We start from the raw sequence: 12,128 nt of genomic DNA on the forward strand, positions 1-12,128 counted from the left end.
ACCCTAACATTTACTCTTTGTGAAAGACTCTATATTAAAAGCTTGAGCCAAGGCTGAAAAAGATCCCGCGCAACTCAACGCGTTTTTTATCATCATCATTCTTCGCGGTTTGCAACCGTTCGGCACGATACCCAACCTTTAACCCCAACTGATTTCCCATCGGAACTTTCATTCCGAATTCATATTGCCAATTGCCGCAGTTTCCCAAAGTCACAGGCAATACTTCTGCAAAATAATTCACACCTCGCGCATTTACACTCTCCCAACCCCAACCGATATTGAGACAATTCAAGGCATCATCAGATGTCCGATTCAAGGCGGCTGTCGTATCGGTTAAACGAGTCTTAATATTACCGTGGTTATACTGGTAAATTGTCGCGATTTTACCACTCTCTGTTACTTTTTCATTGCGAAAACCAAAATGCAGCACATTCACCTTCACTTCGCTATCCACATGATTGCCCTGACCAAAAACCCCGCCGCCATAAGTAAAGTTCTGCGAAAGCTGCTTTGATCCGTTATACTTTACATCTGTATTGCTAAGGAAAAAGCTCTGATGATCCTCATTGCTATACTTCAGGGTCAAACCAGCAAGGCTTTTTTTCTCGGAAAAGCCCAAATCATTTTTCAAATGAATCGTCGATCCCTTGCCTGATCGAATTGTGCTGTTATTCGTTATCGATGGTTGCCAAACATCGGCATCAACAGCAATCGCATTGGCGCCAGCAACCCCCACCGAACTGCAAGATACAATTGCCGCCGAAAAAACAGCAGCGATCTGTTGTAATTGTTTGTCTCGTTTCATTCTTTTTGACTCCTTTGTCTGTTTTTTATGCTTCACTGTAATTACGACAAAGGAGGGCCTTTGGTTCACGGTAACCAATCTTCCATGCGAAAAGCAAAGAAAGACAAAGAGAGCGGCGCTTGTTTTTTAACCTGATCTTGATTGTCTAATTGTGCTGCAAGCGTTTGCTGACAACGAGTCAAAGTTAGCTTTTCCTCTGGACTCCAGGAAACTTGCGCCGTAGTTTTTGCCAAAGCCGTTGAAAACTGCGCCTCTGATAAAGTTCCTGTCTGGTCATAAACAACATAGAGTTCCTGTATAAACGCCTTAAACGCCCCGGAATCTTTTGTCTGCACTGCATCAAGAATCATAAAAACATTATTTGCTACAGGTCCGCTCAATAAAAAAGGCTCTACAAAATCGTCACGAGTCCCCTTGGGATAGGTCTTTTCTTGATGAAGGTTATATAAATAGGCCATAACAGCTTCAGGAATTGAACCACCACGCCACTGACTGCTCTCTGCCGTCATATCATTCTGCCACCAGCGCTGCAGCGCAGCGATAGTATACTTACTTTTTTGAATCTCACGCAAAAATTGGAAAGGCTTATAAATGCCATAGTCATTTTCGCCAATCACTGTTGTTTGATAAAGAGTAAGCTCCTTTATCGGTTGTCCAGCGCTGTTGGAGCCAAAAGATTGCGGTACTTCAATGATGGTACTTGGCAACGCCGCCCCGTCCCCGCCTTTGGCAATCCAGCTGTCATAAAACCAAGATGGCTCAGCAAGTTCCTGTAATGCTTCATTTCTTCGCATCTGATCCCAGGAAAAGGTATACACAGTGACCGGTGTTGCTTGCCCAGGAATCTCAGCTTCAGATTGTACATAGGGACCGGCAATCACAAATAAATTACGTCCCTTGGGCGAGTAAAACCGATAGCTCGTTTGATTCGCTGCCGCTTTAGTCTCTTGACCAACCAAAGGAAGGTTCGTGGCAATAATCAAATCACTGCGATCCATTGTCACGGTTAGCTGAAATGGCACGGCCTCATGGAAAGCAGGCTGCGCCCAAAGCGTCACCTCTTGCTGTTTCGTCCAGGGGTTTTCATAAGTTCCCTGTTTATAAAGCACCTGCTGTCCCGGTATAGGATACCAAGCATAGGCGCTGCGCAGCAACGAAAAATCACTGCTGATTCGGTTAATAACGCCGCGTGGCTGCGCCAACCGATCATTAAAGGACTCATCCACTCTACCGCCATAAACGATGGAAAGCGTCAACTCACCAGTTCCCTTCACTGCAGGCGGTACCTCTATAAAAAGATAGGCTCCCTGCCGCTGCCACGGTAAATCTCTGCCATCACTTGTTTGAACAGTCTGTACTGTTAAATAGGGTCGCAAGGTAAATACAAGTTCTTGCGCTGTCATTTTCATTCGACCGTGCATCGTCGCAGTAGCTGCTAAATGGCCTGCCTTGGTGTCAAGATTAAGCGCTAAATCATAAGACTCTAGCTGTAAGACGGCCTGGTCTTCTGCCGTTACTTCCGTAGCGGCTACTGCCACGGCTTGTCGAAAAGCAGCTTCACTTCGCTCAATAGCCGACCGTGTTTCAAAGCTGCCATAAAGAGCCATGCAACAAATCAACAAAAAGAAGCATCCCAAAATTCTCTCCTGGCGAATTGACTCCTGACGCCGCAGCATAGCCGCCAGAATGACCAGCCAAAGCGACAGAAAAGCTGCTGCAATTTGAGTAACAGCAAGAGAAAATATTAACTGCCAATCTGTAAAGAAGAGGCTCAGCGCCGACGGCGCCGTAGGCAACATCAGGCCAAATCCCCACAAAGCAAACCGTATGCTATAAGGTAAATAGCTGAGATTGTCAGCAAGAATCGTTCCAATGACCCAATAAAAAATAGCCAGTAAATAAAGCCAACCGCTTCTGCCGCCGCAAAGCGACGACAGAAAAAAAACAAACCCGATTGCACAAAAAACCATGATTGCATACTGGAAAGTGAGCAGCGCTAGTGCCATGGTATGCTGCAGAAAAAACTCAGGTCCTAACGGCCATAGGCTAATAACAATAACCATACAGGGCCATAAACATAACAAAAACAAAAATAAGACGGCAACGCGAATCGCAATTAGCTGCCACGCCTTGTAACTGTAAGAGTTTAGTAGAAAGTTTACGCCCTTGCGACGGTCTTCTGTTACACTTTGAATCACGAGTAGCTGCAGTAATAAAATCTCCGTACTGGGAAATAAGATAGCTACTATGGCCAAAACAGCCAGCAAACAGATGAGGCGATTTCGAATCAGCCGTTTATACTCAAAACTAGCTAAATCCTTTAAATATGCCACTTTTTTGCCTCCTGCAAAACAGCTTCATAGCCTTTTTCTAGCAGAAAAGTCCAATGTTCCCAGGAACCTCTTTGCTGTTTCATTCTTACCAAAGCCGTAAGTTCTCCCGCTTTTGCAGCCAATTCAACAACAGTCCCATCAAACCCAATTCGGCCCTCTTGCATTACAAGAACCCGATCTGACAAGAAAGCTGTCTGCACATCACTGTCAGCAATCAAAATAGCCTGCTGTTCCCCGCGCTTTACCAAAATTTTAGCCAATAAATTTCTTTCTTCCGGATCAAGACTCATAAACGGCGCATCGAGAAAAAGTAGTGGCTTACCAACGACTAACGCCTGCCCAACAGCAATTTTTTGGCGCATTCCCGGCGAAAAAGAGCTAAGCCGTTGCCCTTGCCTGCCGCTTATGCCCAATTCAGTTAACAACGCTGTAATGCGTTGCTTTCGTTCCTTGGCAGAAACAACGCCCTGTAAAAGAGCGCTATATTCAAGCATCTCTTCGGCTGAAAAAACATCATACAAGCCGTAATGTTGCGGCAAGTAAGCGCATAAATTCCGCCGTTCCGGTGCAGTTACCGCTTTTCCATCAAAAAAGATTTTTCCCTGCGTCGGCTCGCTTCCGCCTGCCAGTATCTGTAGCAAGCGACTCTTTCCAGCCCCAGGTGGTCCCAAGAGGAGCGTAACTCCTACATCCGCCCGTACCGTTATCGCCGCCTGCCCAACTTGCATCTGCACCTTTTCTAATCGAATTTTCATTACAAACGCGGCCTTTCTCTGCCTCGAATTTCTTGCAGCCAAAAAAAGTAGGCTTTTTCTAGCGACGGGTCAACAGCCTTTATACCTTCGATTGGCGGTTTCTCCCGACCAATAATCGTATATTGACAAATTTCACCGTAATACCGGACCAGACTTGTATCACCATAAACCGATTCCCAAAACAACCAATCTTCTTTTGGCATCGTTCCCGTCCAAACTGCGCCCTGCGCTTTGGCGCAAAAAAGATTGGCAGCGCCGATAAACTCTAAATTACCAGCTACCAAGAGCAAAATTCTGGCTATCGGCAATACATCAAATACATGAGTACTTAAGATCACCAATCTAGTTTCAGCCAGCCGCAGCAAAAGTCCATGAATCTGCATTCTTTCCTGCTCATCTAGTCCAGCATAAGGCTCATCAAGAATCAGAACAGACGGATCATTGAGCAGAGCCTGAGCTAAACCAAGACGCTGGCGTAGCGGCTGCGTCCAAGCAGATACTTTCCGATCCAGCCAAGACTCAAGTGAAAAAAGCTCAGCTACCTCGTTCACTCGTTGCACTACCATAGCTACGGCAAGACCTTTCAGTCTCGCAAAATAGCCTAAGAAGTCTCTTCCCGTCATATGCTCATACACACCAAATATCTGGGGTAAATAGCCCAGCTTTGCTCGATAGAAACGAGCTTGTTTTTCTAGTGAGCGACCATTCCACCAGATCCGCCCCTGCTGCGGTTGCAAAAGTCCGGCCAACAGCCGCAACAAAGTCGTTTTTCCGGCTCCATTGGGCCCTACTAGTATATATAAGCCTCTCTCTAACTCAAAAGACAAATGATCAATACCAAAACCACTCTTAGAAAAACGAAGGCTTACCTGATCCATAACTAACTGCCCAGATAAATACTTAGAATCATTCATTGGCCTCACCTGGCCCCACCAACAAATCACTGCCGCGTCGTAAAGCAGCGACAGCTAAAACAATACCAATAATACAACCTAAGCAATCAGCCCACAAAGCAGCCTGCTGCGGTAATAACAGCCGCAACAAAAACTCGCCTTTTCCAGCCGCTAACTGCCAGACCCAAAGCGCCATCGCTAAAATCATACCGCCAGTAACGCCCCAGCGAAGCGAAGCTGCCAGATTGACTCCTAAAATAAAAAATAATGGTCCTAGCCAGCTAAGTACCGCTTCCCCTACCATAACTCTTTCTCTGGTCGTTATCATTGGCATCGCCAAACAACTAATGATAATGGTATACCCCAAAACGACCACAAGACGGGCTGTTGCAATTTGCGCCGGCGTATAAAGACATACAGCCTCCATTTCAGCCATTTTGTTTTGTCTGGCCCGAAACTCATAAAAAACTGTTAAAATCCCTAATAAAGGTGATCCATTCGTCAAAAAGACAAGTTGATTTCCCGACAAATGACCTGTAAGCCAAAAACATAAGAAGAACAAGACCATCGTGACTAGCATAAAGGGCTTGCTAAGCAGAGCCGCCTGCGGTTGCAATAGACGAAATAGGTCATTAAGCCACTCATAAAACCCGCTTGAATTTACTTCAGATTGTTCCAACTGTTCAGCGGCAAATGTCGGCTTTAAAAAAGCAATTAAGTTCTTTGTATCGGCTTCAGATGGAGCCTGCAGCTTATACCGATCCAGTTGCTCCATCGTCTTGATTAATTCACGATCTAGCGGATCTTCATCTAATTCATGAAGAATTTGCTTCTTTTTATCGAATGGCTGCATCATGAAATATCGTCTCCTTTGCCAGTAAGTCTCTGACGCGATGCAACGCCGTCGACAACCGCGACTTGACGGTTCCCTGCGGTATATTCATCATTTGCGCGATTTCACTGAGTTTTAACTCTTGATAATAGCGTAGTACTAACACCTCTCGATGCATTGGGGCAAGAAAATCCAAGGCCTGTTCCACGATCTGTTTATCCTCCTGAGCTGCGACAAGGTCTTCTAGCTCTGGCTCATAATCAGGGATTGATTCTGCTTCATCAAACAATACGCTGTCGTGACGCACGTAAGCCTTTTTCAAGTAATCTTTAAAGGTATTGGAGGCAATTGTATAAATCCAAGGTCGAAACAGTCGTTGCGTCTCATAAGTATCAAGATTCCGGAAAACCTTAAAAAACACGTCTTGTACCAGATCCTGCGCCCGATGAAAATCGCAGCCCATCCGTACAACATAACTATGAATCGGCCCGTGATAGCGGCTTACGAGAGCCTCAAACGCCGCTTCATCACCATTTCTAATTTTCTGCACTAAAATTTCATCTGATATCATATATCATCACCCGTTCTACTTTTACTACGAGTTCCGATGAAAAAAGGTTCGGATAAGCATAAAAAAACCGCCTCTGCTACTACAAGCATAGTCGGTTTTTCCCCCATTAGCAATTTCTAGTACACTTTCGCTGACGGGGTACCTCCTGTTGTCATAAATCAGAAATTACTCGATTTATTATGATTTCTAAATGTGCAGCAAACCGTTGGTCCTGTTCTTTCGTACGCTTACTAGGCCCTTTAGTGCGACCACCGCCGCGCCGATATTTCGCTTTGATCTCTCGCTCTTCCAGTAAAAAATCAATGGTTTCCGCGCGATATTCTGTGCCGGTCGGACTAATACAAGCCGCCCCTTTCGCCAACACCATCGAAGCCAAGCCCCAGTCCTGAGTCACAATAATATCACCGGATTCCGTTAAATTAATGATTTTCAGATCGGCTTCCTGTGACATACTCCCCACCGTTATATGGTTAGGAGAAACAATATTATGATTAAAGCTCGCGACAGTCATTACATCAATCATATGTTTTTTCCCTGCCGCAAGACAACACTCCAAGACAGGTCGCGGACAAGCATCGGCATCTATTACTATTTTCATGGATTTCCCACCATTCTCACTGCCTAGCGAAAGACAGCATATGTAATAATTCTATCATTTTAATAGTCTGCTATTCTACAAACAACCTTGCTATATTATACCTAAGTTTACACTTCTAGAATACTAATTGCCGGAAATTTACCAAAATAAAGAGACAGCAACGCAATATATTTCGTTGCTGCCTCCACTGTATTGATGATCAATTTAGAACCAGAATCCAACTGTGAGTCCATAGGTTGTATCGAGTTTATCGCTTCCCAATTTTGGCGTTAAGGAACGGTCTGTTACTTGCAACCGTTGATAAGTGAAATTAACAGTCAAATTCTTTACAGGCACAAACTCATAGGCAAGGAGCCAGCCTTTCACATTATCGGTTCCATGTAGATATACATTATAAGGCTGGGATGTATAGGAAACAGCCATTGTATCAAATCCGCCTAATCCTAGCGGCGTGGTGCCTGACTGAACATGCCGATAGTTCACAAGCCAGGCGCTATCGCCAGCCTTGGCGACATTGGTAATTGGCGAATTATTGAAGAACATCTTCGCAGAAGGCCCGGTACCATTACTTAACTGCACAGACCAACCTTTTGGATTGCCCTCCATATTTACAGGTCGTTTCAATGTAGTTCCGATGTATTCACCTAAGAGTGTCACATCATCGAATTTATAGGAACCAAACAAATCATAGCCATGGGAATTTGCATAGGAGGCGCCATTTGTTGCTAATAAAGTTTGTCCCGAAGCGCTCGGGTTACTCGTTCCAGGAATATTCGCCCAGTAATACCCTACGCCGATCTTTGCATTGCTATTAATTTGCCACGCCGCCTGCCCGACAGTGAATTGATTTGATTTGCCAACGTCTGTTCCACTGCCGCTACCAGCGCTGCTGTCACTGTTAGGATTCCCAGTGAAAGCGCTGAACGTTACATCGCCGCTTTTTTTCTCCAGCCAAATCCCATCGACTGCCAAAGGCTTCCCAATGAGGCCATTGCCAGTAGCAAAATTATCCCGCCCTAATTTAATGCTATCTAACCCAATCACATGATTTCCTTTTACATTAAATACATCAAAATAAGCCGTTGAGCCATAAGATGAGTCCGTATTGCCAAAACGGTTACTCCAATTCGTAACAATTCTGGCATTTGCCGTAAATTGATCATTGATCGGACCGGTAATCCGAATACGACCTCTCCAATCAAACTGATCAGAGCCTCTTAATCTAGCTGTTCCTGGTGTTTGAGGATTGTCAGTGTGGAAACGGAATCGCATATCTCCGCCTATTTTCCACTCATTCTTCTTGGCCTCTGGCATAGGCGCCGCAGCGCGAACGCCCATTTTATTCAGCTCCGATGCAAACTCAGCCGATAATTTATCAATTCGCGCCTTGTCAGGATCACTGGCTTTTTCATACTGATCAATCGCATTCGCCACAAGAATTGCCGCTTCATAGCGATTCAAAATTTTATTGGCGCGATAGGAATCAGTCGATAATATTCCGTCTTTTTGCAATTGGGAAAATTCCGGATAAATCCAGTTGCCAGCTGGAACTGTTGCCAATGGCATGGCATAGGCGCTTGTCATAAAAGAAAGTCCAATAATCGTATTCGCAATGGCTCGTTTTGTGCATTTATTCATAATTTTCCAACTCCTTTAATGGTAATTCGGTATATTATGAGTCATCCTTTTAAGCCTTTCGCGGCATCCTGGCAAAAACAAGGGCAATAATTCCAATAAGCGCAATAAGCATATTCAAATAAAACGCCATTTCATAACTTTTAAATGTATCAAAAATTTTACCGCCAATCAGACCGGCTGGTGAACAGAACAGTGCCGATAGCATCATCGTGGTGCCATTGACCTTGGGAAAAGCCACCGGACCGTAAAAGTTCCCAATAATTGTGTTGAGACAAACAAATGTCCAACCAAAACCGATCCCATATAAGGCAGCAGCGATCAAGGCCCAGAAAAAGGTCTGTGAAGTGACTTCAATTGCTAGCAGCGATCCGCCAAAATAGCAACAGATTCCCAGCATAAAAACGTAGCGAGCTGATAATTTATCCATAAGCCAACCGCCTACTAGGCGTCCGCCAATTCCCGCCATCGTAAAAATCCCCATAGCCCACGCAGCATCAGCCGGTGAAATACCAACCCCTTTTAAATGAAGAACCCAATGCGCTGTAAAGAAAAAGAAAGGAAATTGACAAGCTACAGACGCGATCACTACCATCCAATAACTTCTTGTTTTATACGCCTCGGACGGCGTCCAACTCTCGCTAGTTACTAACGAGTTCAACTTTGCCGCCGACCCCTGCCCGTCTTCCTCCATGCCGCCATCCACTTCTTGTCCCAGATCTTCTGGCTTCTCCTTGACAAAGACCATGGCAATCATTCCAGCCAAAATAGCGATCCCGGCTACAATCAGCCAAGCTTGACGCCAATTACCACCGTTCATTGTTAAAATTTGATTCATAACAGGAGCACCCACAAATCCCGCAAAACCAGAAGCAGTCATCGCTAAAGCCATCGCTCTACCGCGATACCGTTTAAACCAGCGTGTTACCGTTGTTGACAGAGGAACTATCGTGCCAAAACCAATTCCCGAACCAATAATAACACCAAACCCCACTAAAAATTGCCAAGCTTCTTTCACAACAAAAGCAAGCCACAAGCTGCCCGCCAAAATCAAGCCTGAGCCGATCGAAAATGCCCCGCGCGTACCCCATTTGGAAATGGCCATAGCAATAAAGACAGAAGGAACGCCAATAAAAAAGTTTAAGAGAGTAAAAGCCATGCCGAAAGTACTGCGACTCATTTCCACTTCTTTTAACATATACGTATTAATGATAGCGCCACCATAAAGCGGAAATCCCATATTCAGCAAATAGAGAAACCACAAAGCCCCTGCTAACTTCCAGCCATAAAAAGACTTGGCTTTTGTCATATCGATAACCCTCCTACCTATATTGATTTACTGGGATCGTTCGGTATGTAAACCGGAAGCGAAGCAACCCCGCTTCCGGTTCGTCCTAGATATCAGCCAACAAGCTTTTCCACAATACTTTTTTCCGGATAGTCTGCTAAACGATCCTGAATGATCGTTCCTTGTACATCCCGGTATAGTCTGGATACAAGCATATCCTCGCTGTAGCCATAGCCGCCTTCTACTTGAATGATATCAATCAAAGCCGTTTGACCAATTTTCCCTGCCGCCAGTTTAACCATAGCTGCCGCCAGACTAAAATCTTCGCCGGCATCGGCAAGACGTCCGGCATAGTAAACAGCAAGGCGAGCCAAATGTATATTGGTAGCGGCCTCGGCTAACATCGTTTGAATGGCCGGAAAGGAACCGATTGGCCGCTTAAACTGTACACGTTGCTGCGAATAAGCTATCGCATCATCAACAGCCATTTGGGCAATTCCCACCATCTGCGCGCCTGCGGCGATAGCGGCAAAAGATGAAATCTCATCTAAAATTCCATAGCCCGCCCCTTCACTGCCTAAAAGGTTTTCCGCCGATACAACGACCCCGTTAAACGAGATTTCGGCCGACGGACAGCCGCGAAGTCCCATCTTTTCAATCTGACGCTCCACTTTCACACCTTCAGTTGTGGCGTCGACAAGGAACATGCTAAAAGCGCCTTGTTTCTTCGCCGCGTTATCAGTCTGCGCTAGTACAAGATATACATCAGCAACGCCGCCGTTGGCGACAAAGGTCTTTGTTCCCGATAAAATATAATGATTTTCATTTTTTACGGCAGTCACTTTCTTATCACTGTCTCCCGATGCGCCCCCCACCTCGCTGACAGCAAGTGCTCCGATTTTTTCTCCAACGCTTAATGCCGTTAAATAGCTTTCTTTTTGCTTCTCACTGCCAAATTTATATAGCCCGTAAGCCGCCTTAGCGCTATGCTCAATGACAATAGATGCAACTGAGCCGCTATAACGAGCCAACTGCTCCACAACAAGTAAGAAACTTACGACTCCCGCTTCTGCTCCGCCCGCTTTTTCCGGCAGATATAAACCCAAAAAACCCTGTTCTGCAATATTTTGAATTAAATCTGCCGGATATTTAGCTGAGCGATCTATTTCATTTGCCACACTTTCAATATACTGCTGAGCAAACTCGCCGGCTGTCTGCTGAATCAATTCCTGCTCTTCTGTAAATGAATGGCCCATTATATACCCTCCTAAAACGTTTGTTTACTTCAATAAAATTCCGGAAATGACAATACGCTGTACTTGATTCGTCCCTTCATAAATTTGAGTCACTTTGGCATCACGCATTAATTTTTCGACTACTGAATCTTTCGAATAGCCTTCCTGCCCCATCATATCAACAGCACTCGCCGCCACTTTCATAAACGTATCGGTACAAAAAGTTTTTGCAATCGCCGCTTCTTTCGTAAACGGTAGTCCCATGCCTTTCAGGCGCAGCGCATTTCTCACAACCTGCCGCGCCGCTTCTACCTGAATCTGCATATCAGCCAGCTTAAACTGAATCGCCTGATTTGCCGCTAAGGGCTTTCCGCCGTCAATATGCGTTTTGGCATACTTTACCGCCTCGTCAAGGGCGCGCTGTGCTCCGCCGACAGCCATGGATGCCACTATGGGACGAGCCATATCAAGCGTCATCATGGCAATTTTCATGCCTTCGCCTTCTTTACCAAGAAGATGGCTTGCCGGAATTCTCACGTCTTTTAGAATGAGTTCAATCGTGTTGGAACTGCGGATTCCCATTTTGTGCTCAACACCGCCGATAATCATACCTGCCCGCTCTTTTTCCACAATGAAAGCACTAAGACCCTTTACGCCTTTAGACGGATCGGTCGAAGCAAACACGACAAAAATAGCAGCATAACTGCCTGTAGTACAAAAGCACTTTGTCCCATTCAATACATATTCATCGCCATCGCGTTTCGCAAGAGTCGCCACGGATCCGGCATCTGATCCAGCATTGGGCTCAGTCAGAGCAAAGGCTCCCATGCCGCCTTCTACAAGACGGCTGAAATACAACTTTTTCTGTTCATCCGTTCCCGCAAGCAATAGCGGGTAAGCGCTCAGACCATTTCCGCCAAGAGTTGTGGCGACACCAGTACAACCATAGCCCCACTGCTCGACCACAACAGATTGTGTCAAAGAATCATAACCAGGACCGCCATATTCTCGCGGTACAGCCATGCAGTTTAAACCGACCTTTTTGTTTTCTTCTAAAATTTCAAGTGGAAAGTCACCGGTACGGTCATACTCACTGGCAACAGGAATAATATGCTTTGCCGTAAAATCCTCGGCTAGCTGCTGTAATCGCTGTTGTTGTTCCGTAAGTGATTTATCAATCATC

At 45.4% G+C, this 12,128-nt stretch carries 11 protein-coding genes; all 11 read right to left on the reverse strand.

Going from position 1 to position 12,128, the window contains the following annotated elements; all coding sequences use genetic code 11:
- Positions 1-34 precede the first annotated feature (34 nt).
- Complete coding sequence (locus tag AC0NJP_RS14170; RefSeq protein ID WP_474700231.1) at positions 35-805, reverse strand: hypothetical protein; 771 nt, start codon at positions 803-805, stop codon at positions 35-37.
- A gap of 65 nt (positions 806-870) precedes the next feature.
- Complete coding sequence (locus AC0NJP_RS14175; RefSeq protein WP_474700232.1) at positions 871-3,138, reverse strand: ABC transporter permease; 2,268 nt, start codon at positions 3,136-3,138, stop codon at positions 871-873.
- The gene (locus AC0NJP_RS14180) at positions 3,126-3,893 is read right to left on the reverse strand and encodes an ATP-binding cassette domain-containing protein (protein WP_474040794.1); all 768 of its coding nucleotides are present in this window, start codon (positions 3,891-3,893) and stop codon (positions 3,126-3,128) included. Before AC0NJP_RS14180 ends, AC0NJP_RS14175 begins: the two co-directional genes overlap by 13 nt.
- Positions 3,893-4,807 (reverse strand): ATP-binding cassette domain-containing protein, encoded by a 915-nt coding sequence (locus AC0NJP_RS14185; protein ID WP_474700233.1) that lies wholly within the window; start codon positions 4,805-4,807, stop codon positions 3,893-3,895. Before AC0NJP_RS14185 ends, AC0NJP_RS14180 begins: the two co-directional genes overlap by 1 nt.
- Positions 4,800-5,642, reverse strand: a complete 843-nt coding sequence (locus AC0NJP_RS14190; RefSeq protein ID WP_474700234.1) for a hypothetical protein — start codon at positions 5,640-5,642, stop codon at positions 4,800-4,802. The genes AC0NJP_RS14185 and AC0NJP_RS14190 overlap by 8 nt, the downstream gene beginning before the upstream one ends.
- Positions 5,623-6,189: an RNA polymerase sigma factor gene (locus AC0NJP_RS14195; RefSeq protein WP_474700235.1), complete on the reverse strand. Its 567-nt coding sequence runs from the start codon at positions 6,187-6,189 to the stop codon at positions 5,623-5,625. Before AC0NJP_RS14195 ends, AC0NJP_RS14190 begins: the two co-directional genes overlap by 20 nt.
- 151 nt (positions 6,190-6,340) lie before the next feature.
- A complete protein-coding gene (locus AC0NJP_RS14200; RefSeq protein WP_474700236.1) occupies positions 6,341-6,787 on the reverse strand; it encodes a YaiI/YqxD family protein in 447 nt (148 codons plus the stop codon).
- A 204-nt stretch (positions 6,788-6,991) separates the two neighbouring features.
- On the reverse strand, positions 6,992-8,425 hold the full coding sequence (locus AC0NJP_RS14205) for a hypothetical protein (protein ID WP_474040799.1): 1,434 nt from the start codon (positions 8,423-8,425) through the stop codon (positions 6,992-6,994).
- A 49-nt stretch (positions 8,426-8,474) separates the two neighbouring features.
- On the reverse strand, positions 8,475-9,731 hold the full coding sequence (locus tag AC0NJP_RS14210; protein ID WP_474040800.1) for an MFS transporter: 1,257 nt from the start codon (positions 9,729-9,731) through the stop codon (positions 8,475-8,477).
- A gap of 92 nt (positions 9,732-9,823) precedes the next feature.
- Positions 9,824-10,966 (reverse strand): acyl-CoA dehydrogenase family protein, encoded by a 1,143-nt coding sequence (locus AC0NJP_RS14215; RefSeq protein WP_474040801.1) that lies wholly within the window; start codon positions 10,964-10,966, stop codon positions 9,824-9,826.
- Between the two features lie 24 nt (positions 10,967-10,990).
- Positions 10,991-12,127 (reverse strand): acyl-CoA dehydrogenase family protein, encoded by a 1,137-nt coding sequence (locus AC0NJP_RS14220; RefSeq protein WP_474040802.1) that lies wholly within the window; start codon positions 12,125-12,127, stop codon positions 10,991-10,993.
- Position 12,128: the final 1 nt, after the last annotated feature.

The sequence above is a fragment of the Pelorhabdus sp. sgz311002 genome (genome assembly GCF_056134285.1).

What these genes read in the sequence shown, in the direction of transcription:
- AC0NJP_RS14200 (WP_474700236.1), bottom strand. Translation starts at nt 6,787, where the DNA reads ATGAAAATAGTAATAGATGCCGATGCTTGTCCGCGACCTGTCTTGGAG.
- AC0NJP_RS14215 (WP_474040801.1), bottom strand. Translation starts at nt 10,966, where the DNA reads ATGGGCCATTCATTTACAGAAGAGCAGGAATTGATTCAGCAGACAGCC.
- AC0NJP_RS14185 (WP_474700233.1), bottom strand. Translation starts at nt 4,807, where the DNA reads ATGAATGATTCTAAGTATTTATCTGGGCAGTTAGTTATGGATCAGGTA.
- AC0NJP_RS14195 (WP_474700235.1), bottom strand. Translation starts at nt 6,189, where the DNA reads ATGATATCAGATGAAATTTTAGTGCAGAAAATTAGAAATGGTGATGAA.
- AC0NJP_RS14210 (WP_474040800.1), bottom strand. Translation starts at nt 9,731, where the DNA reads ATGACAAAAGCCAAGTCTTTTTATGGCTGGAAGTTAGCAGGGGCTTTG.
- AC0NJP_RS14180 (WP_474040794.1), bottom strand. Translation starts at nt 3,893, where the DNA reads ATGAAAATTCGATTAGAAAAGGTGCAGATGCAAGTTGGGCAGGCGGCG.
- AC0NJP_RS14170 (WP_474700231.1), bottom strand. Translation starts at nt 805, where the DNA reads ATGAAACGAGACAAACAATTACAACAGATCGCTGCTGTTTTTTCGGCG.
- AC0NJP_RS14190 (WP_474700234.1), bottom strand. Translation starts at nt 5,642, where the DNA reads ATGATGCAGCCATTCGATAAAAAGAAGCAAATTCTTCATGAATTAGAT.
- AC0NJP_RS14205 (WP_474040799.1), bottom strand. Translation starts at nt 8,425, where the DNA reads ATGAATAAATGCACAAAACGAGCCATTGCGAATACGATTATTGGACTT.
- AC0NJP_RS14220 (WP_474040802.1), bottom strand. Translation starts at nt 12,127, where the DNA reads ATGATTGATAAATCACTTACGGAACAACAACAGCGATTACAGCAGCTA.